Here is a 26240-nt window from a genome sequence, read left to right as displayed (position 1 = left end):
TCCGAACGGCCGATACTCGCGCCTGCGGCGCATTGTCTCGACCGCTCGGATGCGGGACGGTCGCGAACGGTCGCTCGTGAGACTCGCTTCGCGGGGTGGGCCGGGGTGACCGGGCTTTTCCCGTTGGGGCGGGCTTTCAGCCGATGGTGGCCGACTCGATCACGACGTCGTCTTGGGGCACGTCCTGATGCATTCCCGCTGATCCGGTGGTGACACCTGTGATCTTGTCGACCACCTCGGTCCCTTCCACGACCTTTCCGAACACCGCGTAGCCCCAACCCGACGGCGTGGGGGCGGAGTGGTTCAGGAAGTCGTTGTCGGACACGTTGATGAAGAACTGGGCGGTGGCGGAATGGGGATCGTTGGTGCGCGCCATCGCCACGGTGTACTTGTCGTTCTTGAGGCCGTTGTTCGCCTCGTTCCGTATGGGCGCCTTGGTGCCCTTCTGGCGCATGCCGGGCTCGAAGCCGCCGCCCTGAATCATGAAACCGGGGATGACGCGGTGGAAGATGGTGCCGTTGTAGTGGCCGGAATTCACGTAGTCGACGAAGTTCTGCACCGAATTCGGCGCCTTGGCGTCGTCGAGTTCGAGCACGATCGGTCCGAAGTTCGTCGCGAGATTCACCTTGGTCATACTCACACCTTTGCATGGCGGCGGTGTCGGGTCAGCAATTCGGGTCCCGTTTCGGGCGTTCTGCCGCGCGGGGGCCGTCGCTTCGGCGCGTCGGCACCGGCCGTGACGGCGTTCCGAGTCGGTCGCCGGGCGATCGATGGTTATCCGACACGCTGAGAATCGGACGGGAAGATAGCATGTCCAACCGTGCCAGACGCCGCGACAGCTGTTCTCACCAAACCGGCCCCAACCCCGGAGGTTCCCGTACGGGATTTCCGGGTCGCGCGGATGATCGCGCTGGTCACGGGATTGATAGGCGCGGTGTTGGCGCTTGCGACGCCATTTCTTCCGGTCACCCAGACCACGGCGGTGCTGAATTGGCCGCAGGGCGGCACGCTCGGCAATGTGCAGGCGCCGTTGATGTCGCAGGCGCCGGTGGAGCTGAGCGCGACCATTCCGTGCGCGGCCGTGCAGACGCTGCCCGCGCAGGGCGGCATGCTGCTGGCGACCGCGCCGCCGCAGGGTGACCGGGCCGCGCTCGAGGCCATGTTCGTTCGCGTGTCGCAGACCTCGGTCGACGTGGTGGATCGCAATGCGGTGGTGGCGTCGGCCGATCGCGCCGATATGGGGCGTTGTTCGGCGATCGTCATCGAGTCCGACAGCGCCGTCACCCGCGCCGAGTTCACGGGGCTGACCAAAACCGTCGAGCGGCCGGCGCCGGGCGGAGCGCCGGGAGCGAAGGAATCGGTGGTCGAACCGGTCGAGGGTCGACTCAACGGTGATCTGCGGCCGCAGGTCGTCGGCGTGTTCTCCGATCTGGAGGGCCAAGCGCCCGCGGGTCTCGGCTTCCATATGACCGTCGACACCCGCTTCACCACCGCACCGACCCTGATCAAGTTGATCGCGATGATCGGCGCGGCGCTGTGCACGGTGATCGCGTTGGCGGCGTTGGCCCGGCTCGACGGCAGTGACGGCCGCGGGCACCGGCGCTTCCTGCCCGCCAACTGGCTGAAGCCGTCGTGGGCGGACGGCGCGGTCATCGGCACGCTGCTGGTGTGGCATTTCATCGGCGCGAACACCTCCGACGACGGCTACATCCTGAGCATGGTGCGGGTGGCGCCGCACGCGGGCTATATGGCTAACTATTTCCGCTGGTACGGCGTGCCGGAGGCGCCGTTCGGCTGGTACTACTACGTGATCCAGGTCTTCTCGGAGATCTCCACGGCGAGTCCGTGGGTGCGGTTGCCCGCGCTGGCCTGCGCGATCCTGTGCTGGATGGTGATCAGCCGCGAGGTGGTGCCGCGGCTCGGACGCGGCGTGCGCAACAGCCGGGTCGCGCTGTGGACCGGAGGTCTGGTGTTCCTGGCCTTCTGGCTGCCGTTCGACAACGGTCTGCGCTCGGAGCCGATCGTCGCGCTCGGCGCCCTGCTGACCTGGGTCTCCATCGAGCGGGCCATTGCCACCGGTCGCCTGTTGCCCGCGGCGGCGGCGGTGCTTATCGCGGCGTTCACCTTGGCGGCGGCCCCGACCGGACTCATGTGCGTGGCGGCGCTGCTGGCCGGTATCAGACCGCTGGTGCGGATCGTGGTGCGCAGACATCGGCAGTTCGGCACGCTGCCGCTGCTGGCGCCGATCGCGGCGGCGGGCCTGCTGGTGTTGACGGTGGTGTACAGCGATCAGACCTTCGCCGCGATTCAGGAAGCCAACCGTGTCCGCCAGATCACCGGACCGAATCTGGCCTGGTATGAGGACTACCTGCGCTACTACTACTTGTTCGTCGAGACCGTCGACGGGTCGCTGTCGCGCCGCTTCGCCTTCCTGGTGATGCTGCTGTGCCTGTTCACGACGATGTTGGTGCTGCTGCGTCGCAGGCAGGTGCCGGGTATCGCCAGCGGTCCGACGTGGCGGTTGATGGGCGTGGTCTTCGGCACCATCTTCTTCATGATGTTCAACCCGACCAAGTGGACCCATCACTTCGGCGCGTACGCCGGTATCGCGGGTTCGCTGGCCGCGGTGACCGCGGTCGCGGTGTCGGCGACGGCGCTGCGGGCGCGCAAGAACAGAGCCATCTTCCTGGCGGGTCTGCTGTTCGTGCTGGCGTTGTCGTTCTCGGGCATCAACGGCTACTGGTACGTGTCGAGTTTCGGTGTGCCGTGGTTCGACAAGCGGGTCTCCTTCCAGGGCCACGAATCCAACACCGTCATGCTGATCCTGTTCGGCGCGGCGTTGGCGCTGGTGGCCTGGTTCACCCTGCGCGAGCAGTACGTGCCGCCGGAGGCGTCACCGAAGTCGGCGCGTGGCAAGCGGATTCGCAAGTTCGCGGCCATTCCGCTGACGGTGGTGGCCGCACTCATGGTCGCGCTCGAGGTGTTGTCGCTGGCGAAGGGTGCCTATTCGCAGTATCCGGCCTATTCGCTGGGCCGGTCGAATATGGACGCGCTCGGCGGCAGCGCCTGCGGTCTGGCCAATGACATTCTGGTGGAGCCGAATCCGAACGGCGGCCGGTTGCAGCCGATCATCGATCCGGCCGCGCCGCCGCTCAACGGCGATCCGCTCGCGGGCGCTTCCCCGGTCGGCTTCGCCGCCAACGGCGTGCCCGATGATTTGTCCGCCGACAGTGTCGAGGTGAAGCCCGGCACCGGCAACACCTCCACCCAGTCGGTCGGCGCGGCTTTCGCCGAGGGCGAGAGCGCGGGCACCGGCGGCGGTCAGGGCGCCGAGGGTGTGAACGGCAGCACCGTCGCATTGCCGTTCGGCCTCGACCCGGCGACCACGCCGGTGATGGGCAGCTATCAGGAGGGTGTGCAGCAGCCCGCGCGCCTGACCTCGAGCTGGTACGAGCTGGCGCCGAGGTCGGCCGACAAACCGCTGGTGGTCATTTCGGCGGCGGGGCGCATCATGTCCTTCGACGACACCGGCGCGATGAAGTACGGCCAGTCGTTGACGGTCGACTACGGTAAGCGCCTTCCCGACGGGTCGGTCGAGCAGCTCGGCAACTATATGCCGCGCGATATCGGCCCGTTCCCGTCGTGGCGCAATCTGCGGGTGCCGTTGGACGAGATCGCGCCGGAGGCCGACGCGGTGCGCATCGTCGCCAACGACCCGATTCTCATCGGTGACCAGTGGTTGGCCTTCACGCCGCCGCGCATGCCGAAGTTGGAATCGCTCAACAGCCTCATCGGTTCGGAGCAGCCGGTGCTGCTGGACTGGGCGGTCGGCTTGCAGTTCCCGTGCCAGCGTCCGTTCGACCACCGCGACGGCGTCGCGGAGGTGCCGGGTTACCGCATCCTGCCGGACCGGCCGCTGGCGATCAGCTCCACCAACACCTGGCAGGCCGAGGAGTTCGGCGGTCCGCTCGGATTCACGCAGATGCTGGCCAAGTCGACCACGGTGCCGACCTACATGAAGGACGACTGGGCGCGCGACTGGGGTTCGCTCGAGCGCTACGACCAGTACGGCCGCAATGCCAAACCGGCGAAACTCGATACCGGCACCGTGACCAGGTCCGGTCTCTGGTCGCCGGGACAGCTGCGGGTGTTCTAGCCGCCGGAAAGTAGGAGGGCCGTGGCGTCGTTCGACGCTACGGCCCCTTTGCGTTCCACGGCGGTTCTGCGTACTGCGGTGGTTTCTGCGTAGTGCGGTGGTTCGGGCGGACGCGCTATACCTTCATGCGCCTGCCGAGTTCGCGGCGCAACACCTCCTGGGAGGGGAGGCGGCCGAGCACCCGAAGCACCGCCGGGCGTAATTCGCGCTTCTCGTCATCTGTGAGCAGGTCGACGAGATCGCGCAGATCCATGTCATCGAAGGCTGCTGTCATACCCACAACAGTACGTTCCCAAACTGTCATCCGCCTGGCAATCCGATCATCGGTTACTGAGGCGTCACCCCGATGAAACCCACGCTGTATGAGGAGGTTTCGGTCGACTCACGGTGATCGGACGGTCCCCGGCGTGTCTCCAGTTATTGTGCTGCGCATCACAATTCCCGGCATTCGTGAATAGTGATACATCATGTCCGAATTGGTGGAGTTCGGCGGGTGTGCGGTAGGCCGACCCGGCGGAAATCCGCCGGGTCGGCAACGCCTCTGCGGCTGTCTGGGTCGGTCGCGCCCGAATCGGCGAGGCTAACGAATCCGAATGGGATCCTGTTTCGACCAACCGTTACGATTCTCGACCGTCACGCCGATGGTCGCGGGCGCGGCGCTCGGATCGTAGGGCGTGAACTGCTCGAGCGAACCCCAGTCGCGGGCCCAGTCGTGCTCGAGATAACTCGGCACGGTCCGCGACTTCGCCAGCAGACCCGTCCAGCCGAGCGGTCCGCCGCCGATATCGTCCTGCCACGCATTGGAGGCGTCGGAGCCGACTCGGTCCGGCAGAATGCGCCACCGCGGCGCCTCGGCCACGCCGTCATGATGGTCGAAGGGGCGCTGACACGGGAACGCCAATCCCACGTGCCAGTCGAGCAGCACCGGATCCCGCGATCCGACAACCGAATTCAGACTCGCCAGCCGGGGCAGGCGCGGCGGGGTGACCGCCAGCCACTGCCTGGGCGTGATGTCGTTGTCCACCGCGACCAGCCGGACCGCGTTCACCTCGCGCGGCAGCCGGTCCAGCGGCACCCGCAGATTGCGCCAGGACGGCGCGGGTCCGATGTCCAGCGGATCGACCGAACCGAGCACGGTCATCCGGCCGTCGGCCTCGCGCACACCGTATTCCACCCGAAGCTCCTGGCCGTAGGTGAGCACGCCGTCGGCGTCGACCGAGCGGATGCGGCCCGCCGCGGTGACCACGAGCACTCGATAGGCGGGATCGTCGCGCATGCTGTCGGTCAGATCGAGTCGGTACCACTGTGATTCGAGGCGAGCCTGCCGCTGTTCGCCGTCGTCCTGGTAGCTGCCGAGGACCGGGGTGCGAGCGGGATCGAGGCCGAACGGCAGTGCGACGGTGCTGCCGTTGACACCCGCCTGCTCGCTGGTGCCGCCGCCGGTCCCCGCACCGGTGGTGTTGGTGGTCTTGTTGTCGGAATCCTTGTCGACCGAATTCGCGCCGCCGGTCACGGTTTCCTCCGCGTCGGCGGTGAGGTCGGCGGCGACGCCGTTGGGGGTGAAGCCCTTCGTCGCCGTCGCCCCGTCCGCGGGCGGGGCCGACAGGCCGTCGGCGGGGGAGCCGACGTATGGCAGCAGCAGTGAATCGGCCGTATCGGTCTCCACCAGTACGTCATTGGCGAGACCGCACGAATCACCCGCCAACGACTCGATATTCGACTTGGCGATCGAATACGCGGGATACTGGGTGATCGCGGCCTTGGCCAGCGAGGCCACCTCGAACAGCACGAGTACGGCGGCGGCGATGGTCAGCGGCGCGGAGGCGAAACGGTCGAAGCGGTTCGGCGGCGTGTCCCGGCGATACGGTTCGCGATAGTGCAGCCAGATCGCCCACAGCAGGGCCAGCGCGCTGAGTCCGAGGAACAGCGTCGATATGCCCTTGCCCGCGACCAGCGGAGCCTTGTCCCACCACGGGATACCGTAACTGGAGACGTACCACCAGCCGTTGGAGCCGGTGAAGGTGATGGCGAGCACGAACAGCACCGCCGCCGCGAACAGCGCCCGATTGCGTGGTGCGCGAATTCCGGTGCTGCCCACCGCGACCGCGGCCAGTGCGGCCAGCGAACCCGCGAGTCCGGCGTAGACGCCGAAGTGATGGGTCCACTTGGTCGGGGTGAACATCATGAGCAGCAGCGAGGCGAAGACGATGCCGAGGATGCGCACCGACGGACCGCGCGACGTGCCCGGTATCCGGCCCTTGCGCAGCACTTGGAGCACACAGACCAGCAGACACAGCAGCATGAGCAGGACGCCGAAGCGCCGGGCCAGCGAACCGTCCGGCGACAGCATGAGCAGCGAATCCCAGCGGGTGCGTTCGTCGAACCAGGCCACGTTGGGGCCGACGATGGTGCGCACCCGGGTCGCTTCCATGACCGTGGCCAGGGTCTGATCGACGAAGACCACGATGAGTACCAGCGTGCCCGCGGCCAGTCCGGGCGCGAGCAGGGCCGCGTACCGGAACACCAGCGCGGGCAGGGCGCGGCGGGCGGTGTCCGCGGGCGCGGCCTCCGCGCCGTCGGCGATCCGCCGCGGCAGCGCGCCCTGTGCCCGCTTGACGATGATCTGGAGCACCGGCCGCGACCCGGCGATGAGCGCGGCGATGCAGATGAGCCCGGTGGGACCGGCCGCCAGGGAGAACGCGGCGATCATGACGCCGATCGCGGCGGGCAGCAGCCGCCCGGTGGCGATGGCGCGTTCGATGGAGCACCAGGTCAGCAGGGCGCCCGCGGCAATGAGCGGTTCGGGGCGCAAACCGTTGTCGTACGGCAGCCAGAAGGCGAGAAAGACCAGTCCCGCCGTCCACAATGCGATCCGGTGGCGGCGCACCCGCGCCCCGAGCCGGGGTAGCACCTCGCGGCTGATCACCAGCCAGCAGACCACGCCCGCGAGCAGCGTCGGCAGCCGCATCCACGGGCTGGCGTCGGAGATCTTCGTCATCCAGGCCAGTGCCTCGTAGGACCAGCCGAACGGCGCCTCCGGCACCGCGAACCACCGGTAGTAGTTGGCCATGTAGCCCGAATGCTCCGAGGCGCGGGCCATATTGAGGATGTAGCCGTCGTCGGAGGTGTTGGCCCCGATGACGTGCCACAGCGCCAGCGTGCCGATGACCGCCGCGTCGGCGAGGCCGAAGCGCCACCAGTGCGCGGGCAGGAAGCGGCGCGCCCGGCGGCCGTCGGAGGTGTCGAGCATGTGCAGGGCGAACAGCGCGATCACCGTGCAGATCGCCGCCGCGATCATGACCAGCAGTTTCAGGGTGGTCGGCGTGGAGGAGAAGCGCGAGTCGATGTCGAGGTGCACCCGGGCCGCGGCGACCTGCGCGCCATCCAGGTCGGTGAACACGCCGACGACCTGCGGGCGGACGTCGCGCGGCAGTGACGTGCGGAACGGTGTGCCGTCCGCGCGCCGCGCCCCGGTGAATTCGACCGTGGTCGCGGCGGCGGTGGAGTCGATGGTGATCGCGGTGCACGCGGCGATCTCCTCGACCGGTGCGGACAGCAACGGGATATCGCGCTGGACCACGGCGAGCGTGCCGTCGGTGACCGAGACCACCAGCCCCTTGGTCGCCGCCTGGCCGGAGGCCACCGCGATGGTGGACAACAGCGTGCGTGAGGCGCCGGGTCCCCGGCCGCCGCCCGGCTCCGCGCCCGGTGACGGCGCGCCGCCCGGTTCGGCGCCACCGGTGACCGGCGCCGAGAGCACCGAGCAGGGCAGGGTGGCTCGCAGCCGCAGGGGTTCGTAGGAGACCAGCGGCGCGGCGACATCGGTGGTGTTGCCCACCTGCGGCCAGTCCAGCGTGGCCTGATCCTGGCGGACCGGCAGCAGCGGGGTCAGCAGCGCCAAGACGAATCCGAGGAGCCCGGAGACGATGGCGATCAGGCGGTAACGGTCAAACACGGGAGTCGCTCGGTCCGGTCGCACGGGGGTTCATGCTAGCCACCGTGTGCGGCGGTACGGAGGACGAGGAGGGCGGTCGCCGCCACGACGGCGCCGTACGCGAGCGGCCGTCGGCGAGACGCCGTGGTCTCACCGCAGTTGCCGCACATTCCAGACCCAGACGTCCTGAACCCGGGTCGGCGCGAATCCGACCAACTGGGTGACCACCGAACGCAGCGCGTCGGCATTGCTGGTCCCGGGCAGCACCAGCACGTCGGCGCGCCACGAATTGAGGTCGGCGATGGCCTCGGCGCGCTCGTCCTGACCGATCGGCGGGATGACACCGGTGTCGTGGACGCGAACCAGCAGCGCCATGGTCGGCAGGAACTCGGGACCGTATATGCCCTTCTTGTCCCGGCTCGTCGGGCCGACGAAATAGCCGCCCGCCAGCGAACCAGCCCACCCTAGGCGCGCCCGGTGCGAATCGCGATCCGAGCGGCCGAGGGTGGGCGGGCAACTGCCCCAAGGGGTATCCACGCGCGCCCGATCTCAACCCCGTGCCGCCGCGCACCCGGCGGAGTCCGCCCTAGTGGACCACCGTGACCAGCGTGAACGGCCCGATATCGGTCACTCTGAAGGCGGGATCGGCGAAGAGTTCCGCCGGAAAGGCGACGGTGTAGCGCTTGACATTGGGGTCGTTGGGATAGACGTCCTCCGACAGCCGCAGCGTGTAGCTCTCGCCGCTGCGCCGGAAGAGGAAGGCGTCGGGTCGCCGCCACGGTGTCTGATCCAGTTGCGCGCGCAGTTCGGCGGGCGAGCCCGCTCGACTCCACCGCTTGATGGTCTCGGCCCGGCCCGCGAAATCGGCGAGCGGATTGGCGTAGTGCGAGGTCAGCGCCTGGAATCCGAAGTAGGGGTAGAAGGACAGGAAGCTGGTGTCCGCGGTGAGCAGTACCGTCTCGTCGCGCGGGCGGCCGGTCTGGGCGAGCAGCGCGGCGTCGATATCGCGGTAGTGCCACACCGCCGATTCCTTGCCACGGTCGCCGCGCTCGCCGTTGCCGTCGGTATCGGTGTAGGCGGTGGTGATCTCGGCCGTCAGCACGTGCGGAATGTCCTGGACGAAGGCCATCGCGCCGATCAGGGCCAGCGCCACGGCCGCGGTACGGAATCGGCGCGGCTCGTCGAATGCCCGGTAGATCGCCCGCGCGCCCTCCACGAAGCCGAAGGCGCCCGCCGCGGCGAGCAGGACGAGCAACGGCGCTTCGAGCCGGAAGGACAGCAGCGTGGTGCCCGCGGCGGTCGCGAGCATGGACAGCAGGGTCCACAGGTAGATGGCGACCACGCCGATTCCGAGCGCTTGCGCCCGCCGCGAGGAACCCGCGCGCACGACCAACCAGACGGTCCCGACCAGGCACAGACCGCCAAGCAGCGAGAACTGCGCCATCGGCAGCGGCAGTTCGGCGCCGGACGGCGGCAGATAGTGCATGGCCGTGCCGGAACTCGCCACCGTCGTGGTCAGCGCCTTCAGCGCGTACGGCAGCCACACGACGAGCGCGAGCACGCCCGCGATCACCCCGATCACGACCGTGCGCAGAATCGGCGACACCGCCGCGCGCCACGCCGCCTCCGGCGCGGGCGACCGTGCGGCTCGCGCGGTCTGCCGCCGCTCGCGCACCGCGAGTCCGGCTGCGACGAGTCCCATCAGGAAGATCGCGAACGCGGCGACCAGGAAGTAGAGGGTGTAGAAGGTGGCGCCGAGGCCGAGGAAGCAGCCGGCCCCGATCACCGCGCCCCAGCCGTCCGCGGTCGCGTCGCCCGCGGCGGGCCGGTGGATGGCGCCCCACGCGAGTACCAGGGCGGGCGGCAGCAGCAGCACGATGACCGCGCTGTACGCCTCGGGCGCGGCGAAGGCGACGCCGACGGCGACGGTCGCCGCGGTCACCGCGACCGCCCAGTCCGCCCGGATCAGCCGCGTCCACAGCACCAGGGCGAGCACCGCGGCGACCGCGAGCGATCCGATCGCGTACGGCTTGAACGCCTCCCAGCCGTCCATGCCGAGCACATTCGCGACCCGGCCGCCGACCCAGAACCAGCCCGCCGGATAGAACGGCGGCAGATCCGCATAGGTCATATCCCGCAGCGCCGCGCTGTCGGTCAGCCGCGTCAGATATTCGGTGCGGAACTCCTGGTCCACCGACACGCCGAACAGGTACAGCTTGGTCGCCGCGAGCGGCATGCCGAGGGTCACCGTCACGAAGGCCGAGATGCCCACCCAGGACAGCAGTTTCGCGACCCACGGCCACCGGCGCAGCCGGATGAGCGTGATAGCCGCGACCAGCACGACCGCGGCCGCGACCTGACCCACGGTGGTCAGCGCGCGGGTCACGTTGGAGGAGTTGAAGGCGGGCCAGTCCACCAGCGTGAAGGCGAACAACCCGACCGCGGCCACCACGACCGCGACGATCACCGCGAGGGCGGCCTCACCGAGTCCCGAGGCGAGATGGCGACCGAGTACCGCGATGCGCGATGGCCGGGCGGACGCGGTCTCGGCGGCGGTCGTCATCGGCGCACCGACCCGAACCGCCGGGCGACCATGTCGGGCCCACCATCGGTGTGACCGGTGGGGATCGGTCCGACTACTCGCATTACGCCTCCGGTTCGCATTCGGCTCCGTCTCGTGATGACCGCTGGAGCGCAGCCGCGACGATGGTAACCACCCGACGGGAAAACGAGAGCCGCACCGGTTCCCAACGGAACGCGATGCGGCTCACCGTCGTGCGGTCATCTCAGATGGGCAGCCTGCGGAAGATCGGGCGCGGAATGTGGCGCAGGATCATCATCACGTAGCGGAAGATGCCCGGAGCCCAGATCAGCTCCTTGCCGCGTTCGGACGCCGCGACCGCCAGCGCCGCGACCTCTTCCTTGTCGACGGTGAACGGGGCTTCCTTGGCCCCGGTCGCCTTCCAGTGCGCGAGGGTGGTCTGGGTGCGCACCTGTCCGGGACGGATCACCAGCACGCGCGGGCCGAACGGCCGCAGCGCCTCGCCGAGACCCAGGTAGAAACCGTCGAGTCCGGCCTTGGTCGAGCCGTACACGAAATTGGAGCGGCGCACCCGCTCACCGGCGGCCGAGGACATGGCGATGACGCGCCCGTAGCCCTGCGCCTTCATCTTCTCGCCGATCAGCACGCCGACCGACACCGCGGCGGTGTAGTTGATCTCCGCGATCTGCACGGCCTTGCGCTGGTTCTGCCACAGTTCCTCGGCATCGCCGAGCAGGCCGAAGGCGACGATGGCGACATCGACGTCACCGGCGTCCCATGCCGCGTCGATGACCTTGGGGTGACTGCCGGGGTCGAGCGCGTCGAAGTCGATGACCTCGACAGCGTTCGCGCCCGCCGCGTTCATCTGGGCGACCGCGCCGTCGCGCAGCGGGTCGTTGGGCAGTGCCGCGAGGATGATGCGCGCGGGCCCCTTCTTCAGGTACTCCGCGCAAATCGCGAGGCCGATCTCCGAGGTTCCGCCCAGCAGCAGGATGGTCTGCGGGTTGCCTACGGCATTGATCACTGAAGCTCCAGCCTTCTCGCCATATCGGACATGAAAACGCCTGTGGGGTCGACACTGCGGCGGACCTTGATCCACTCGTCGATCCGGGGATACATCTTGTGGAAGGTCTCCGCGGTGGTCCGCGAATCCTTGCCGGTGTAGAGCCTGCCGCCGAATTCGAGCACCCGCCGGTCCAGATCGGTGACGAATTCGTTGAGCCCGGGGGAGATGGGGAAATCGACGCAGATGTTCCAGCCCGGGATGGGGAAGCTCAGCGGCGCCTGGTTGCCGGGGCCGAAGAGCTTGAACACGTTGAGGAACGAGTAGAACCCGGACCGCTGTATGTCGATGATGATGCGCTTGAACTCGTCCACCGACTCCGGCGGCACCACGAACTGGTACTGGAGGAAGCCGTTGGAGCCGTAGCCGCGGTTCCACTCGCCGATCATGTCGAGCGGGTGGTAGAAGGCGGTCAGGCTCTGCACCTTGTTGCGGTAGCTGCCCGCCTTGCGGTACCAGAGTTCACCGATCGGGGTGAAGGTGTACTTGTTGGCCAGGCCGTTGGGGAAGACGTCCGGCAGCGTCAGGAAGGTCTTTCCGTTGAAACGCAGCGGGTCCTTGCGCAGCTTCGGCGGCAGCTGGTCGAGTGTGGCCAGGTTGCCGCGTGAGATGGCCGCGCGACCCAGCTTCGGTTCCGGGCTGATCGCGTCGAACCAAGCCGAACTGTATTCGTAGCGGTCCTCGGAGCCGTCGCTGTGGAAGGCGATGGTCTCGTCCAGCGTCGCCGTGACATCGCCGTCGGCGATGAAATACGCCGTCTCGGTGGGTGTCATCTCGATCGTGGCGCGCAGCACGATGCCGGTGAGCCCGCAGCCGCCGATGGTGGCCCAGAAGAGTTTGGCGTTGCGGCGCGGCGTGATGTGCTGGACGGTGCCGTCCGCGGTGAGCAGTTCCATCGAGCGCACGTGGTTGCCGAAGCTGCCCGCGCTGTGATGGTTCTTGCCGTGGATATCGGAGCCGATGGCGCCGCCGACGGTGACCTGCCGGGTTCCTGGTAGCACCGGGACCCATAGGCCGAACGGCAGCGCGGCCTTCATCAGCTGGTCGAGGTTCACGCCCGCGTCCACGTCGACGAGCCGGGTGTCCCGGTCGATGCGGTGGATCTTGTTCAGCGCGGTCATGTCGACGACGAGGCCGCCCGCGTTCTGGGCGTTGTCCCCGTAGGAACGGCCGAGTCCGCGGGCGATGACGCCGCGACGCAGGTGGGCCGGCTTGCCGTCGTTGTCCTCGGCGACCATCGCGACGGCCTTGGCGATCACTTCGGGATCGGGCGTCGACAGCACTTCGGCGGAGGTTGCGGCGGTGCGACCCCACCCGGTCAACTCGCGGTGCCGCGTGGGTAAGGCGTAGTCGGACGCCGGCCGCGCGGACCCTTCGTCACCGGTTGTGGTGGTGGAGGTCGAAACTTTCGTGGACATCGGCATAGAGGCTACAGGTATCGCCGGGAGCCGGACCGATGTCGTCGTAGTCCCAGGTATGCTCCCGGCTATCCCGGCACCGCGGGGCGGTTAAGCTCTTGGCCGTGCAAGCCGAATCCCGTCCCCCTTCGACGGCCGAGACCGACGCGCCCGCCGCCGAAGCGGCCCTGGTCGGGGCATACGGCATCCCCGTCGGCGCCGATGTGTCCGCACACGGCGAACTCGGCCTCAAGACCCAGATCATCCGGTTCACCGTCACCGGTGGTCTGTCGGCGGTCGTGGATTACGGGCTTTATCTGTTCCTCAAGATCGTGGTCGGCCTGCCGACCAGCGGTGCGAAGGCGATCAGCTTCGTCGCGGGCACCACGACGGCCTACCTCATCAACCGGCGCTGGACGTTCCAGGCGCCGCCGAGCCGCGCCCGTTTCGTGGCGGTGGTCGCGCTCTACGCGACCACCTTCGGGGTGCAGGTCGGCATCAATCAGCTCATGGTGAACGTGCTGGGTGAGCGGCCGTGGCAGCTCACCGTGGCCTTCGTGATCGCCCAGGGCACCGCGACCGTGATCAATTTCGCGGTGCAGAGACTGGTGATCTTCAAGCTCCGCTGATATTCAAGCCCCGCCGATCTTCAAGCCCTGCCGAGCGTCGCGCCGGGCAGCGCGGGGACCAGCTCCGCGCCCCCGCCCTGTCGTTGGGCCTTGATACCGAAATAGTCGCCGCCTTTGGCGCGCGTGCTGTCGGTGCCCCAATCGCGCTGTTCGCGGGCCGCGGGCACCAGGTGCGGTATGTGTTTGCGGCAGTGGATGTAGGCCTCCTCCACGCCGACCACCACCCACAGCCCGACCGTGCGTCCGCCGCTGTGCCGCGGCAGGTCGGCGACCCGCGCCCGCAGCGCCGCGTCCTCGACGACGCGGGCCGAACCGTTGACGTGCAAGCCGATGAGATCGCGCACGAAATCGATGAAAAGAATTCCGATATGCGGATTCTCCAGAATATTGCCCATACTGGCCATCACCCCGTTGCCACGGAACTCGGGATAGGCGATCGTATGCGCGTCGACGACATGTACGAATCCGGGCGTGCCCGCACGGAAAGTGGTATCGCATTCCCCGTGTTTGTCGCTGGTCGCGATGAAGGCCATATCCATTCGCGCGATGAACTCGATCATTGTCGAGTCGAGCCGGTCGCACATCTGCTCCGAATAGAACCGTTCGGCCCGGTCCCTGCTGCCGTGCCGGTCCTGGAGTTCGTGCTCGCCGTCGCTGCCGTATCGCGCTCCGTGCATCTCCGCCCCCTTGGTAGCCGTGATACGGATACTTCGATCGAAACCTTGTCCAGTTTAGGTGACTCGGCTCACGCGCAGCGGTGGATTCGGGGACGGAAATGGACTCGACGGCGATTTGCCAGTGGGGTTTCCGAGAGTTTGCCCATTCCGACCGCCCGGATTTGTTCGGACGGCCGGAAGCGTCGCGGATAAGCGACGGACGTCGATCAGGCGGGTGTCAGCGTCACCGGGACGCCGTTGAACACGGCATTGCCCGACGGTGCGTCGACCACCGAGTCATCGGTCAGCGCATTGACATTGACGCCCGCGTTGGCCTTCGCGACGGTCTGCGGGTTCTCGGCGTGACCCCAGCCGTGCGGCAGGCTCACCACGCCCGGCATGATCGCTTCGGTCGGCTCCACCGGGACGGTCAGCGTGCCCGCCGCGGATTTCACCACGCACTCCCGACCGAGTCCCAGCCGCGCCACATCGGCCGGATTGACCTGGAGCGTACATTGATTCGTCCCGCTGACCAGCGTCGCGACATTGTGCAGCCAGCTGTTGTTCGAACGCAGATGCCGCCGCCCGATCAGTACGAATTCCGGTGCGCCGTCGAGCGATTTGGTCCGCATGCGCGCCACGTCGGCGAGCAGCGGCGGCGGTGCCAGGTCCACCCGCCGCGACGCGGTCAGCAGCGCCGCACGCAGCCGCGGGCGCAGTGGTCCGAGATCGAGTCCGTGCGGATTCTCCCGCAGCGCACGCAGATTCAGTCCGCCCGGCACACCGCAGTCGACGCGGTTGTCGTTCCACTCGCCGTAGGGGCCGAGCCGCAGCATCATGTCGATGCGCTGCTCGGTGGTGGTCTCGCCGTCGAGTTCGGTGCGGCGCTGCGGCATACCGGCCTGATGCAGTGTGCCCGCGATGATCATCTCGTCCAGCGCGGTCATCGGGTCGCCGGTGTGCGGCTGCCCGCTCACCACCGCGGCCAGTGTCGCGATCACCTGTGCCTCGGAGGGCTGACCGGCGGCCAACGGCACCAGCGGCGGTGAGTACCTGGCGTAGTTGCGCACCGAGAATTGCAGCAGTGCGAAATCGTAGTGCGGGGATTGCAGCGGACGCGGCGGCGGCAGGATCACATCGGCGTGACGGGTGGTCTCGTTCACGTAGCGATCCACGCTCACCATGAACTCGAGTCCGGCGAACGCGTCGGCCAGGCGCGCGCCGCCGGGCGCGGACAGCACCGGATTGCCCGCCACGGTGACCATCGCCCGGATCTGTCCCGCACCCGGCGTGCGGATCTCGTCGGCCAGTGTCGCGACCGGCAATTCGCCCATCGACTCCGGCAGCTCGCGCACCCGGCTGTGCCAGCGCCCGGTGCGGAACGGTTTGGTGCGTACGATGCCGCTCGCCGCCGGCGCGGCGAACATGGCGCCGCCGGGGCGGTCCAGATTGCCGGTGAGGACATTGATCACCTCGACCAGCCACTGGCTGACCGTGCCGAATTCGGCGGTGCACGTGCCGATTCGGGCGTACACCGCGGCCGTCGGGGCGGCGGCGAGTTCGCGCGCGAGCCGGGACACGGTCTCGGCGGGTATCCCGGTGTGGGCGGTGACCACGTCGGGCCCGAAATACGCGGCGGCCGCTCGCACTTCGTCGAGGCCGTCGACCTCGAACCGGATGTCGGTCAGATTCTCCTCCAGCAGCGTCCGCACGATGCCGAACAGCAGATAGGCGTCGCTGCCGGGCCGGATGAACAGGTGCTCGTCGGCCAGTTTCGCGGTGCGGGTCAGCCGGGGGTCGACCACGACCAAACGTCCGCCGCGTCGGCGCAGCGCCTTGAGCCTGCCCGGGAAATCGGGTGCGGTGCAAAGCGATCCATTGGATTCCAGCGGATTCGCGCCGAGCATCAGCAGGTAGTCGGTGCGATCCAGATCGGGCACCGGTACGACCAGTGGGTCGCCGAACATCAGTCCGCAGGCGACCTGTTTGGGCATCTGGTCCGAGGTACTGGCGGAATAGAGGTTCTTGGTGCCGAGCGCGCGGATCAGCGCCGGTACGTACAACACGCCCGCGACGGTGTGCGCGTTGGGATTACCGACGTATATCCCCGCCGATTGCCGTCCGTGCTCGGCGATGATCGGCGGTAGGCGTCGCGCGATGTGGTCGAATGCCTCGGCCCAGGTCGCGGTGCGCCAGGTATCGGTTTCCCGATCACGGATGAGCGGTTCGGTGACCCGGTCGGGGTCCTCGTCGAGATGGCCGAGACTGGCGCCCTTGGGACATACGAAGCCGCGGCTGAAGGGATCGTGTTTGTCGCCGCGTACCGAGGTCACGTGATCGTCGGGGTCGAGGGTGATCTCGAGGCCGCACACCGCCTCGCAGAGCGGACAGGTGCGCAGCAGATTACGGAATGTGGTGACTTCGGCCATACCCAATCATCGCGCGCGATGGGTCATGCGGGAAGGGGCAGACCGGTACCGGCCCGGCGGTCGCGGTACTCGACGGTTCAGACCCTGAACGCAGGCCCGATCGCGAAACGTCGAGGGCGACGGCTTCGGCCTGCCGAGCAGGCGGTGTTCGGGCCGGTTCAGCAGGCGACGCTGGTCAGTGTCTCGCCGGTGCGGCGACGGGACCGCGCGGAACGAACGGCCGCGGCGATGGCGACGACCGGGGGCAGCCAGCGAGCCTGCTGCGGGGAGACGCTCCACTGCGCGGCGCCGGCGGCGGAGATCTGGGTGGGCGGAAGGGCGATGCCGTCGCCGTCGGTGTAGACGGTGGCGCCCGCCTCGCGCAGCGCCTCCAAGGCCATCGTGGCCTTGCGCAGGCCGGTGACCAGGTGGATCTCGCGGCGCTCGGGTCCGGGGATCTCGATCACGGGGCCGGAGAGGTTGTTCGCGCGGAGGAATCGGCGCACATCACCTGCCAGCTTGCCGCTGACCTCGACACCCGATACCTCGCCATCGGTGATCAGGCAGAGTCCGTTGGCCGTTTCGGCGACCGTCCACCCGCGCCGGCTGTAGTCCTGCGCTGCAGCGGTCATCTCGGCCGCCGAGACGGAAGTCGGAAACGTGGTGCGCACTGTTTTCTCCATTCCCCGGTAGATCTTTGGGTCTGCGTTCACGGGGGGTATCGACGCGCACCGGTCTCCGCGTTACGGGTGTTTCCAAAGAAATTTCGAACTGTATGTTTCGTCTCATTCAATGTTCTATTGCTATTACCGATAAGTCGTTCCGGTTGGTCCGTCGTCGAATTGCGGGAAGGATCACGACATGAGCGATGAGACCGGCGGCTCGGTGACGGAATCGGGTGCGGCCGAACACGAGACCGGGTCACGATGGATCGCGTGGCGGGCATCGGCGCGACGTGACGGCGCCGCGGAGACGGACGCGCAGGACCGCCCCGCCGAACCCTTCACGAGTCCGCGCGCCTTTCGGGAGTGGGCGGTGCGCGCCGCCCGCGGCCTGCTCGATGTGCAGTTCCGGCGCCCGGTCACCCGAACCCTGTTGCCGCTGGCCTACATGCTCGGACTCGTCTTCGCCATCGCGGTCCCGATCGCGTTGACGGTGCTGATGTGGCAGGTCTCGGCGGTGCTCGGGGTGCTGGCGGCCCTGGTCGCGATACCGCTCGGCCTCACCATCGCCGCGGCGGTTCGCCTGATGTTGGAGTTCCTGGTCAACGCCTCGCGTCTGGCGACGCGGGTCGAGCACATCAGCGACCTGGCCGACGACCTGTTCCAGGCGCTCTCGGATGTGGCCGAACCGGTGAACCAGCTCTCCGAGGACGTGCGCGCCGTGCAGTTCTGGCGATTCCGCGGCCGCGGTACCCGCAAGTAGTCGGCTCGGTCGGCCGAGGGGCACGCAAGTGGACAACTCGACAGAATTGACGGAAACTGCGTTCTGTTAACTGATTTGGCTCGAGTGTGGCACTGACCTACCTGAGTCACCGAGTGGGCACTATGTCAGATCGACTGTGAAACAATGCTGTCCGGGTCACCGCCCGCTCGTCGCGGGCGCCCGATTGGAAGCGTCGTGCCGGGGGTCTGGAGGAGCGCCGGGTCGAATCGACGCATGGCGCGAGGGGGAAGCATGGCTTTACCGCACGGAACGACGGGCTCGACGATGCCGAGACGGCAGCTCGGCCGCCACCTGCGGGAATTGCGCAATCGCGCCAGGATGACGACGCGCGCGGCCGCACAGCAGTTGGAGTGGTCCGAAGCCAAGATCTGGCGCATCGAGACCGGGCAGACATCCCTGCGCAGCCTCGACGTCGAGGCCATGTGCAAGGTCTACGGCGCGCCGAACGATCTCGTCGGCACCCTGACCGCACTGGCCCGCGAGACCAAGGCGCGCGGCTGGTGGACCGCCTACAGCGATGTGATCGCCGAGGGCTTCGATGTCTACATCGGACTCGAGGAAGCGGCCCGGCGGCTGTACACCTACGAGGACGGACTGATTCCCGGCCTCTTGCAGACCGAGGCGTACAGCCGGGCGCTGCACGCGGGCGCGCGGCCGCAGGCCTCGAGCGCGGAGATCGATCGGCGGGTGCAGTTGCGGGCGGCGCGGCAGAAACTGCTGACCCGCTCGGAGTCGCCGCTGCACCTGGACGCGGTGATCGGCGAGTCCGCGCTGTGGCACGGTATCGGCGGCACGGAGGTCGCGGCCGCGCAGCGCGACCATCTGCGGCGCATGTGCGATCTGCCGAATGTGCGAATTCTCGTGGTGCCCACCGAATCCGGCTATCACACCGGTATGGACTCGGGCCGGTTCACCGTGCTGGAGTTCCCGGAGGGCCGCTCGGGGGAGCGTACGGAACCGCCGGTGGTCTACATCGAGGCGTTCACCGGTCCGGTGTACCTGGACAAGGAGGCCGAGATCGAGCGCTACCGCAAGGCGTTCACCGATATCAGGGCCGCCGCGGTGGACGCGAGGACCGTACTCGACTAGCGCTCCCAATTCTCGGCCAGCACCGTCCGGTGGGTGGGTAACGCGCGCGCGTGTAGCGCCCGCCCCTTCTCGGTGAGGCAGACGAAGACCGCGCGGCGGTCCTCGGCGCACATGCTGCGCTCGACGAGTCCGTCGCGTTCGAGGCGGGCCACCGCGCGGGAGAGCGCGCTCTGGCTCAGGTGGATGTCGCCAGCCAGATCACTCATGCGGTAGTCGCCGCAGTTCGCGTCCACCAGCCGGTCGAGGGTCTCGAATTCGCTGAGGCCGATGTCGTGCTGTTGCAGCGCTTTCTCCAGTGCGCAGCTCACGGTGGCATGCCGTTCGAGCAGTTGCCGCCATTCGCCGACGAGCCCGGTGGGCGCGTCCGGGCGCCAAGCGGGCTGCGTCGACGTCTTCGGCATGGGGCCATCCTAGTCGCTCGATCCTATACATGCAAATGCATTTAATGTGTTGGAATCTAATGTGCACGCATGTAATGTCCTCCGCATGACTTCACCGGCACCCCTCTCGGCCGCCTCGACGGCGACCGATCCCACCGCTTGGTCCGTCCGGCTCTGGGGCATGCTGATCACCCTCTGCATCGTGCTGTTCCTCGACGGACTCGACGTCTCGATGATCGGAGTCGCCCTCCCGTCCATCGGCGCCGAACTCGACCTGTCGACCTCCACCCTGCAATGGCTGGTCAGCGGCTATGTCCTCGGCTACGGCGGCCTGCTGCTGCTCGGCGGACGGACCGCCGACCTGCTCGGCCGCCGCCGGGTCTTCCTCATCGCCCTGGCCGTCTTCGCCGTCGCCTCCCTGCTCGGCGGCCTGGTCAGCTCGGGACCGCTGCTCATCCTCACCCGGTTCGTCAAGGGTCTGGCCGCCGCGTTCACCGCGCCCACCGGCCTGTCGATCATCACCACCAACTTCGCCGAAGGGCCCGCGCGCAACAAGGCGCTGTCCATCTACACCGTGTTCGGCGCGGGCGGCTACTCCATGGGCCTGCTGTTCGGCGGCCTCATGACCGGCGTCGGCTGGCGCTGGACCTTCCTGCTCCCGGTCCCCATCGCCCTCGCGGCGCTGGTCGCGGCCTATGCGCTGGTGCCCAAGGACGAGGGCGTGGAAGAGGGCGGTCACGACCTGTTCGGCGCGCTGCTGTCGACCGCGGGCATGTTGCTGCTGGTCTACACGGTGGTCAGCGCACCCGAGGCGGGCTGGACCTCCGTCCGCACGATCGTGTCCTTCCTGGTCACCGCCGCGCTGCTCGCCGCGTTCGTCGCGGTGGAGAAGCGGGTCAGGTATCCGCTGGTCCGACTCGGCATCCTGCGCAAGACGACCCTGGTGCGCGCCGCACTGGCCATCGTCGCGGTGGCGGGCTCCTATTTCAGCTGGCAGTTCATCGTGACCATCTACCTACAGGACGCACTCGGCTGGTCGCCGCTGAAGCTGGCCATGGCGCTGCTGCCGGTCGGTGTGCTGGTCGTCGGATCGGCCTTCTTCTCCGATCGGCTCGTCGACCGCTTCGGCACCGGCCCGATCATCGGGGTCACCCTGTCGGTGATGGCCGTCGGCTACCTGCTGTTCCTGCGGTTGGACACCGCACCGTCGTACCTGGCGATGCTGCTGCCCGCGATCCTGCTCATCGGCATCGGATGGGTCGGCTTCCCGGCCATCAACATCCAGGCCACCAACGGCATCGATGACGACGAACAGGGTCTGGCGGCCGGTGTGCTCCAGACCTCCATGCAGGTCGGCGCGGCCGTCGTCCTCGCGGTGACGACCGCGATCGTGACCTCGCGGACGGCCGGCGACGGTTCACCGGCGGCCATACTCGACACTTTCCGGCCCGGGCTGGAATTCGTGGCGGGCGTCGCCATCGTCGGCGCGCTCATCGCGCTGCTCGCCTTCGCGCCGCGTATCCGACGGCGGGAGGACGACAAGACCGAGCCCGAACTCCAACTCGTCGGCTGACCCGGCCCAGACGCGGATGCCACGCCCGAACGGCGTGGCATCCGTCCGCGTGGGCGCGCGTGTCAGCGGCGGGGCCGGGGTGTCCGTGTCAGCGGCGGGGCCGCGGTGTTCGTGTCAGCGGCGGAGCCGCGGTGTCCTTGGGCGAGCGCAGATAGGTCAGCGGTGCGCCGTCGCGTCCGACGGTCGGCCAGTCGATGGCCAATTCGGGATCGAACGCGTCGACCTCGCGGTCGAATTCGGGGCTGTACTCCAGCGAGCACAGGTACGTGACGGTGGATTCGTCCTCCAGCGACAGGATCGCGTGGCCGAGCCCCTCGGACAGGAATACCGACCGGCGCGCGACATCGTCGAGCAGCACGCTGTCCCAGCGCCTGAAGCTCGGCGATCCCGGACGCAGATCCACCACCACATCGAGGAACGCGCCGCGCACACACGTCACGTATTTCGCCTGGCCGGGCGGGTCCTCGGTGTAGTGGATGCCGCGCAGCACGCCCGCCGCGGACACCGAAAGGTTGACCTGGCACAGCTCGAACGGCCTGCCGGTGGCCTTCTCGAATTCCGATGCCTTGAACGATTCCGCGAAGCAGCCGCGCTCGTCGCGGAAGACCCGCGGGGTCACCACCCACGCGCCCGGCACCGCGAGTTCGCGAATCTCCATGCTCACCAATCCCGTCCGCGCTCGAGCAGGTCGAGCAGGTACCTGCCGTATCCCGAGCGCACCAGCGGTTCCGCGCGGGCGCGCAGATCGTCGTCGTCGATATACCCCATCCGCCAGGCCACCTCCTCCGGTACGGCGATCTTCAGACCCTGGCGCTCCTCGATGGTGCGCACGTAGTTGGCGGCGTCGAGCAACGAATCGAAGGTGCCGGTGTCGAGCCAGGCGGTGCCGCGGGCCAGCACGTCCACCCGCAGCCGATCTTGTGCCAGATAGGCACGGTTGATATCGGTGATCTCGTATTCGCCGCGCGCGGAGGGCCGCAGGCCGCGCGCGATCTCGACGACATCGTTGTCGTAGAAGTACAGACCCGGGATGGCGTAGTTGGAGCGCGGCTTCTTCGGCTTCTCCTCGATCGACACCGCGCGGCCGTCGGTGAATTCGACCACGCCGTAGGCCGTGGGATCGGAGACCCAGTAGGCGAATACCGCGCCGCCGTCGAGTCCATCGAAGCGGTTCAGGCTTGTGCCGAGTCCGGGTCCGTGGAAGATATTGTCGCCGAGGACCAGTGCCGCGCATTCGCCGCCGATGTGATCGGCGCCGAGGACGAAAGCGCGGGCGAGGCCGTCGGGTTCGGGCTGGACCACGTAGGTGATGCTGACGCCGAACTGTGCGCCGTCGCCGAGCAGGCGGGAGAAGGCCGCGGCGTCCTCGGGCGTGGTGATCACGAGGATGTCTCTGATCCCGGCCAGCATGAGGGTGGAAAGGGGGTAGTAGACCATCGGTTTGTCGTATACCGGGACCAGCTGTTTGCTCACCCCGCGCGTGATCGGGTGCAGCCGCGATCCGGTGCCGCCCGCCAAGATGATTCCGCGCATGCCCTGGAGTCTGCCGTACGAGCCGGGACCGGAATCGGTCAGGTTCCGACTCGCCTACGAAATCATCACGACGGTTACGCGCGTCGCGTGTTCGGACGATTCTGTTGCATAGGTCACTATCACGTGGTCTGCTGGATAGACGGCGTACGAAGTGACGTTGTATGAGATGTCAATGCCGACATCGCCCCGGGCAATGGCCGGTTCGATGCGGCTTGCCTGGATGAGGTTGGTGCGCATGACCAGCGAACCCGAAATCAGCCAGCCCGCGCTCGGCGAATACACGTTCGGCGGGCCCGCGGTGATGAATCCGCACGGCCCGAGCCTGTCATCGCGCCTACTGCTGGCGACGTGCCGAGGTCTGGTGCGCCCGTTACTCCGCGTCGCCCCGATCACGCGGACCACCATTCCGATCGGCGCCTTCGCCGTCGACACCCTCGCGAGGTTGCGCCCGCGCCCCCGCGGCATCGACCGTGAGCAGGTGAGCATGGGTGGTTTCCGCTTGGAGATCATCCGCCCAGCGGGGGCCGGTCGCGCGCTGCGGCACGGCGCGGTCCTCTACATGCACGGCGGCGGATTCGCGCTGTGCGGACTGGAGACGCACCGGCCGGTCGCGGCCAGTCTGGCCCGGCGCACCGGACTCGCGGTGGTGAACGTCGAATACCGGCAGCTGCCGCGGCGGACGATCGCGCAGTCGGTCGAGGACTGTCTCGCCGCCTACCGCTGGCTGCTCTCGCGCGGCGCCGACCCGGCGCGCGTGGTTTTCGCGGGCGATTCCGCGGGCGGATACCTGGCCTTCGCCACCGCGTTGGCGGCGGTCGAATCGAGTCTGCCGATCCCGGCCGGACTGATCGGACTCAGCCCACTGCTCGATCTGGACTGTGTCGCCAAACAGGGGTACGAATTCGTCGATCGCGATCCGTATATCCCGCTGACGGCGTTGCGCGAGGTCGCGCGGCTCGGCGCGGAGGTAGACGGCGTGATAGATCCGATGCTGTCCCCGGTCAACGGCGCGCTGGCCGGACTGCCCCCGGTGCTGCTCATCGCCGCCGAGGAGGAGGTGCTGCGCTTCGACTGCGAGTTGATGGCGGCCCGCCTGACCGCCGCGGGCGTGCCGAATTCGGTGGAGCTGTGGCGCGGACAGGTGCACGCGTTCACCGCCATCGCGCCGAATCTGCCCGAGGGCCGAGCCGCTCTCGGTAGGGTGGCGCGATTCGTGCGCGATATCGTCGCACCGTCCGAGCGGGCTCGGACGGCCTGATCATGGTCGGCCGGACGAGCCGAACCCCGCCCCGAGGATTGATTCGGGGCGGGGTTCTCTGTAATCCGCTATGCGGTTATACCGGTCGGGATTACTTCGCGGGCGCGGGCGCCGGCTTCGGGGCAGGCTGGTTGATGGTGGTGAAGTACTGGATCGCCGCCGCGATGGCCACCGGGGCGGTCACCAGGATCTGGCCGGCGATGGTGCCGAGCGCACCGACGGCGATGATGCCGCCGAGGCAGCCCAGCGCCGCAGCCGGAATGAACGGACCGAACAGACCCGCGATGGTCGCGGAGGCGACGGTCGCGCCCGCGATACCGCCGAGCACGCAGCCCACCGCGCCGCCGGACAGACCGCCGACCAGGGTGCCGATGGCGGCGCCCATGGCGATGGTCGAGGTCAGACGGCTCCAAGCGGCCTGCTCACGCTCGTAGTCGGTCTTCCACGGCGCCTGATCCTCGTAGGGCAGGGCGACGGGCTTGTAGGTCGCCTTCTCCACCGCGAGCTGCGGGGTCAGGGTCGCGTTGCGGCCCTCGATGTCGGCGGCGATCGGGAACTCGAAGTCGTCGAGACGGAACTTCAGTTCCGTGCCCGCGACGGTGGTGCCATTGGCGGCCTTGATCTTGAACACGCCGTTCTCGACATCCATCGAGCCCGAGTCGGTCGTGATCAGGGTCTGGCTGTCGGTGGCCTGCGCCGTGAAATTGACGCTTTCGGCCTCCGGCGCGGCGGTCGCGCTACCGGCGGCGATGCCGAGTGCCGCGATCAGTAACGCGGCGGTTGCGGTCAGCTTGACCTTCATATCAGGTATTACCTCAATCTCTGGAGTCCGGGCGTACCCGGGTGCACGTAGCGACCACACAGTCACCGATCTCGACCCTCTCCGCGTTCGCGGTCGACCCTCTCGATTCGCGCGATCGGCGTTGCCTATCGCACCCGCGCGCGATGTCCGCCCGGCTGAGACTGGCCGATGTCAATACGGCGGATCCGAGCGAAGGAGATCCGGGGTGGCCCGGCTGCAGATCGAAGCTGTAACCAAACGGTTCGGCGCGACCGACGCGGTACGCGAGGTAGACCTCGACATCGCCGACGGCGAGTTCATGGTGCTGCTCGGCCCGAGTGGCTGCGGTAAGTCCACCTTGCTGCGCATGATCGCCGGACTCGAGGCCCCGACCTCGGGTCGAATCCTGCTCGACGGACGTGACATCACCGATGTGGCTCCGCAGCAACGTGATCTGGCGATGGTCTTCCAGAGTTACGCGCTGTACCCGCACCTGACGGTCGCGCGCAATATCGGCTTCCCACTGAAGTCGCGGCGCGTGCCGCGGGCGAAGATCGCCGAACGCGTCGCCGAGGTCGCCGCGACCCTGGCGCTGACGCCGCTGCTCGACCGTCGCCCGGCGGCGCTGTCGGGTGGCCAGCGTCAGCGAGTCGCCTTGGCGCGCGCCATGGTTCGCGATCCCGGCGCATTCCTCATGGACGAACCGCTGTCGAATCTGGACGCCCGGTTGCGCAGCGCGACCCGCGCCGAACTGATCGGCCTGCACCGTCGACTCGGCTCGACCTTCCTGTACGTGACACACGACCAGGTCGAGGCCATGACCATGGCGACCCGCATCGCCCTGCTCAACGACGGACAGGTCGAGCAGGTCGGCCCGCCCACCGAACTCTACGATCGCCCGCGATCCACGTTCGTGGCCACCTTCCTCGGCGCACCGCCGATGAATCTGCTCTCCGCCACGGTCGTCGCGCGCGCCGGACGCCTGCACGTGATCGCCGACGGACTCGACAGTCCGCTGGCCGTCGACGCGGGCGACGACATCGACACCATCGGCGAGTCCGCCGTCACCGCGGGATTCCGCCCGGAGCGACTGCGTCTCGGTGGCGGCGCGGGCGCCGTGCGCGGCACGGTCACGATGGTGGAGAACCTCGGCAGCGAGGAGGTCGTGCACCTCACCGTCGGCGGAAACGAGGTGTGCGCCCGGATCCCGCGACCCGCGGCCGTGGCGGTCGGCGAACACGTCACGCTGAGCCTCGACCCCGCCGACATTCACCTCTTCCATCACGAATCCGGCAAGCGCCTGACTTGGCAGGCCAACACGCCGGACCCGATTCCAGTGCGCGCCGAAGTCCCGGTCGCCTGAAGCCGAACCCCGGTATCACACACCACATCAGG

At 68.1% G+C, this 26240-nt stretch carries 22 protein-coding genes; 7 read left to right on the top strand and 15 right to left on the bottom strand.

Annotation, left to right across the window (positions count from 1 at the left end; translation table 11 throughout):
* Positions 1–136: 136 nt before the first annotated feature.
* A complete protein-coding gene (locus APZ21_RS02410) occupies positions 137–634 on the bottom strand; it encodes a peptidylprolyl isomerase (protein WP_054811531.1) in 498 nt (165 codons plus the stop codon).
* A 186-nt stretch (positions 635–820) separates the two neighbouring features.
* Between APZ21_RS02410 and APZ21_RS02405 the strand changes: the two genes are divergently transcribed.
* Positions 821–4156, top strand: a complete 3336-nt coding sequence (locus tag APZ21_RS02405) for an arabinosyltransferase domain-containing protein (protein WP_054811530.1) — start codon at positions 821–823, stop codon at positions 4154–4156.
* Positions 4157–4271: 115 nt separating this feature from the next.
* Here APZ21_RS02405 and APZ21_RS34955 read toward each other — a convergent pair whose 3' ends face one another.
* The 6 genes from APZ21_RS34955 to APZ21_RS02380 all read right to left on the bottom strand — a co-directional run bounded on the left by APZ21_RS34955 (position 4272) and on the right by APZ21_RS02380 (position 13113).
* On the bottom strand, positions 4272–4430 hold the full coding sequence (locus APZ21_RS34955) for a hypothetical protein (RefSeq protein WP_169334860.1): 159 nt from the start codon (positions 4428–4430) through the stop codon (positions 4272–4274).
* A gap of 306 nt (positions 4431–4736) precedes the next feature.
* Complete coding sequence (locus APZ21_RS02400; protein ID WP_239476453.1) at positions 4737–8111, bottom strand: arabinosyltransferase domain-containing protein; 3375 nt, start codon at positions 8109–8111, stop codon at positions 4737–4739.
* A gap of 129 nt (positions 8112–8240) precedes the next feature.
* A complete protein-coding gene (locus APZ21_RS02395; protein WP_054811528.1) occupies positions 8241–8627 on the bottom strand; it encodes a hypothetical protein in 387 nt (128 codons plus the stop codon).
* A gap of 49 nt (positions 8628–8676) precedes the next feature.
* The gene (locus tag APZ21_RS02390; protein ID WP_054811527.1) at positions 8677–10653 is read right to left on the bottom strand and encodes an arabinofuranosyltransferase; all 1977 of its coding nucleotides are present in this window, start codon (positions 10651–10653) and stop codon (positions 8677–8679) included.
* A gap of 223 nt (positions 10654–10876) precedes the next feature.
* Positions 10877–11656, bottom strand: a complete 780-nt coding sequence (locus APZ21_RS02385; protein ID WP_054811526.1) for a decaprenylphospho-beta-D-erythro-pentofuranosid-2-ulose 2-reductase — start codon at positions 11654–11656, stop codon at positions 10877–10879.
* On the bottom strand, positions 11653–13113 hold the full coding sequence (locus APZ21_RS02380) for a decaprenylphosphoryl-beta-D-ribose oxidase (RefSeq protein ID WP_054811550.1): 1461 nt from the start codon (positions 13111–13113) through the stop codon (positions 11653–11655). The genes APZ21_RS02385 and APZ21_RS02380 overlap by 4 nt, the downstream gene beginning before the upstream one ends.
* A gap of 167 nt (positions 13114–13280) precedes the next feature.
* Here APZ21_RS02380 and APZ21_RS02375 point away from each other — a divergent pair, with 167 nt between their 5' ends.
* A complete protein-coding gene (locus APZ21_RS02375) occupies positions 13281–13721 on the top strand; it encodes a GtrA family protein (protein WP_156370579.1) in 441 nt (146 codons plus the stop codon).
* A gap of 20 nt (positions 13722–13741) precedes the next feature.
* On the opposite strand, the gene APZ21_RS02370 is transcribed toward APZ21_RS02375, so the two are convergent.
* The 3 genes from APZ21_RS02370 to APZ21_RS02360 form a co-directional block, all read right to left on the bottom strand.
* The gene (locus APZ21_RS02370; protein WP_054811525.1) at positions 13742–14398 is read right to left on the bottom strand and encodes a pyridoxamine 5'-phosphate oxidase family protein; all 657 of its coding nucleotides are present in this window, start codon (positions 14396–14398) and stop codon (positions 13742–13744) included.
* Between the two features lie 206 nt (positions 14399–14604).
* On the bottom strand, positions 14605–16806 hold the full coding sequence (locus APZ21_RS02365; protein WP_054811524.1) for a molybdopterin-dependent oxidoreductase: 2202 nt from the start codon (positions 16804–16806) through the stop codon (positions 14605–14607).
* A gap of 158 nt (positions 16807–16964) precedes the next feature.
* Positions 16965–17468: a hypothetical protein gene (locus APZ21_RS02360; RefSeq protein ID WP_174553623.1), complete on the bottom strand. Its 504-nt coding sequence runs from the start codon at positions 17466–17468 to the stop codon at positions 16965–16967.
* A 178-nt stretch (positions 17469–17646) separates the two neighbouring features.
* Here APZ21_RS02360 and APZ21_RS02355 point away from each other — a divergent pair, with 178 nt between their 5' ends.
* A complete protein-coding gene (locus APZ21_RS02355; RefSeq protein WP_054811523.1) occupies positions 17647–18210 on the top strand; it encodes a DUF4282 domain-containing protein in 564 nt (187 codons plus the stop codon).
* Positions 18211–18495: 285 nt separating this feature from the next.
* Positions 18496–19320: a helix-turn-helix domain-containing protein gene (locus APZ21_RS02350; RefSeq protein ID WP_239476452.1), complete on the top strand. Its 825-nt coding sequence runs from the start codon at positions 18496–18498 to the stop codon at positions 19318–19320.
* Here the strand turns inward: APZ21_RS02350 and APZ21_RS02345 are convergent.
* Positions 19317–19721, bottom strand: coding sequence for a MarR family winged helix-turn-helix transcriptional regulator (locus APZ21_RS02345; RefSeq protein ID WP_054811521.1), 405 nt, complete (start codon positions 19719–19721; stop codon positions 19317–19319). The two genes, APZ21_RS02350 and APZ21_RS02345, sit on opposite strands and share 4 nt — an antisense overlap.
* Before the next feature lie 85 nt (positions 19722–19806).
* On the opposite strand from APZ21_RS02345, the gene APZ21_RS02340 reads away from it, so the two are divergent.
* Positions 19807–21273 (top strand): MFS transporter, encoded by a 1467-nt coding sequence (locus APZ21_RS02340; RefSeq protein WP_054811520.1) that lies wholly within the window; start codon positions 19807–19809, stop codon positions 21271–21273.
* A gap of 88 nt (positions 21274–21361) precedes the next feature.
* On the opposite strand, the gene APZ21_RS02335 is transcribed toward APZ21_RS02340, so the two are convergent.
* The 3 genes from APZ21_RS02335 to APZ21_RS02325 are packed head-to-tail and all read right to left on the bottom strand — an operon-like array spanning position 21362 to position 23043.
* Positions 21362–21931 carry a dTDP-4-dehydrorhamnose 3,5-epimerase family protein gene (locus APZ21_RS02335; protein ID WP_054811519.1) on the bottom strand — a complete coding sequence of 190 codons (570 nt, stop codon included), beginning with the start codon at positions 21929–21931 and terminating at the stop codon, positions 21362–21364.
* 2 nt (positions 21932–21933) lie between these two features.
* The gene (gene rfbA / locus APZ21_RS02330) at positions 21934–22806 is read right to left on the bottom strand and encodes a glucose-1-phosphate thymidylyltransferase RfbA (protein WP_054811518.1); all 873 of its coding nucleotides are present in this window, start codon (positions 22804–22806) and stop codon (positions 21934–21936) included.
* Positions 22807–22860: 54 nt separating this feature from the next.
* Complete coding sequence (locus APZ21_RS02325) at positions 22861–23043, bottom strand: hypothetical protein (RefSeq protein ID WP_054811517.1); 183 nt, start codon at positions 23041–23043, stop codon at positions 22861–22863.
* Here APZ21_RS02325 and APZ21_RS02320 point away from each other — a divergent pair.
* Complete coding sequence (locus APZ21_RS02320) at positions 23042–24064, top strand: alpha/beta hydrolase (RefSeq protein WP_082392758.1); 1023 nt, start codon at positions 23042–23044, stop codon at positions 24062–24064. The genes APZ21_RS02325 and APZ21_RS02320 overlap by 2 nt on opposite strands.
* Positions 24065–24155: 91 nt before the next feature.
* Here the strand turns inward: APZ21_RS02320 and APZ21_RS02315 are convergent, their stop codons facing one another.
* Positions 24156–24866 carry a DUF8020 domain-containing protein gene (locus APZ21_RS02315; protein ID WP_054811516.1) on the bottom strand — a complete coding sequence of 237 codons (711 nt, stop codon included), beginning with the start codon at positions 24864–24866 and terminating at the stop codon, positions 24156–24158.
* Between the two features lie 205 nt (positions 24867–25071).
* Between APZ21_RS02315 and APZ21_RS02310 the strand changes: the two genes are divergently transcribed.
* Positions 25072–26208 (top strand): ABC transporter ATP-binding protein, encoded by a 1137-nt coding sequence (locus APZ21_RS02310; RefSeq protein ID WP_054811515.1) that lies wholly within the window; start codon positions 25072–25074, stop codon positions 26206–26208.
* Positions 26209–26240: the final 32 nt, after the last annotated feature.

Source organism: Nocardia arizonensis (assembly GCF_001310275.1).
In the GTDB taxonomy this organism is placed as follows: domain Bacteria; phylum Actinomycetota; class Actinomycetes; order Mycobacteriales; family Mycobacteriaceae; genus Nocardia; species Nocardia arizonensis.
Note: the sequence above shows the minus strand (reverse complement) of the source record. Positions and strands in the feature narration are given on the sequence as shown.

Coding starts and splice junctions, on each gene's coding strand:
- APZ21_RS02410 (WP_054811531.1), bottom strand. CDS start 634: ATGACCAAGGTGAATCTCGCGACGAACTTCGGACCGATCGTGCTCGAA.
- APZ21_RS34955 (WP_169334860.1), bottom strand. CDS start 4,430: ATGACAGCAGCCTTCGATGACATGGATCTGCGCGATCTCGTCGACCTG.
- APZ21_RS02390 (WP_054811527.1), bottom strand. CDS start 10,653: ATGACGACCGCCGCCGAGACCGCGTCCGCCCGGCCATCGCGCATCGCG.
- APZ21_RS02380 (WP_054811550.1), bottom strand. CDS start 13,113: ATGTCCACGAAAGTTTCGACCTCCACCACCACAACCGGTGACGAAGGG.
- APZ21_RS02370 (WP_054811525.1), bottom strand. CDS start 14,398: ATGCACGGAGCGCGATACGGCAGCGACGGCGAGCACGAACTCCAGGAC.
- APZ21_RS02365 (WP_054811524.1), bottom strand. CDS start 16,806: ATGGCCGAAGTCACCACATTCCGTAATCTGCTGCGCACCTGTCCGCTC.
- APZ21_RS02360 (WP_174553623.1), bottom strand. CDS start 17,468: ATGGAGAAAACAGTGCGCACCACGTTTCCGACTTCCGTCTCGGCGGCC.
- APZ21_RS02355 (WP_054811523.1), top strand. CDS start 17,647: ATGAGCGATGAGACCGGCGGCTCGGTGACGGAATCGGGTGCGGCCGAA.
- APZ21_RS02350 (WP_239476452.1), top strand. CDS start 18,496: ATGCCGAGACGGCAGCTCGGCCGCCACCTGCGGGAATTGCGCAATCGC.
- APZ21_RS02345 (WP_054811521.1), bottom strand. CDS start 19,721: ATGCCGAAGACGTCGACGCAGCCCGCTTGGCGCCCGGACGCGCCCACC.
- APZ21_RS02340 (WP_054811520.1), top strand. CDS start 19,807: ATGACTTCACCGGCACCCCTCTCGGCCGCCTCGACGGCGACCGATCCC.
- APZ21_RS02335 (WP_054811519.1), bottom strand. CDS start 21,931: ATGGAGATTCGCGAACTCGCGGTGCCGGGCGCGTGGGTGGTGACCCCG.
- rfbA (WP_054811518.1), bottom strand. CDS start 22,806: ATGCGCGGAATCATCTTGGCGGGCGGCACCGGATCGCGGCTGCACCCG.
- APZ21_RS02320 (WP_082392758.1), top strand. CDS start 23,042: ATGACCAGCGAACCCGAAATCAGCCAGCCCGCGCTCGGCGAATACACG.
- APZ21_RS02325 (WP_054811517.1), bottom strand. CDS start 23,043: ATGCGCACCAACCTCATCCAGGCAAGCCGCATCGAACCGGCCATTGCC.
- APZ21_RS02315 (WP_054811516.1), bottom strand. CDS start 24,866: ATGAAGGTCAAGCTGACCGCAACCGCCGCGTTACTGATCGCGGCACTC.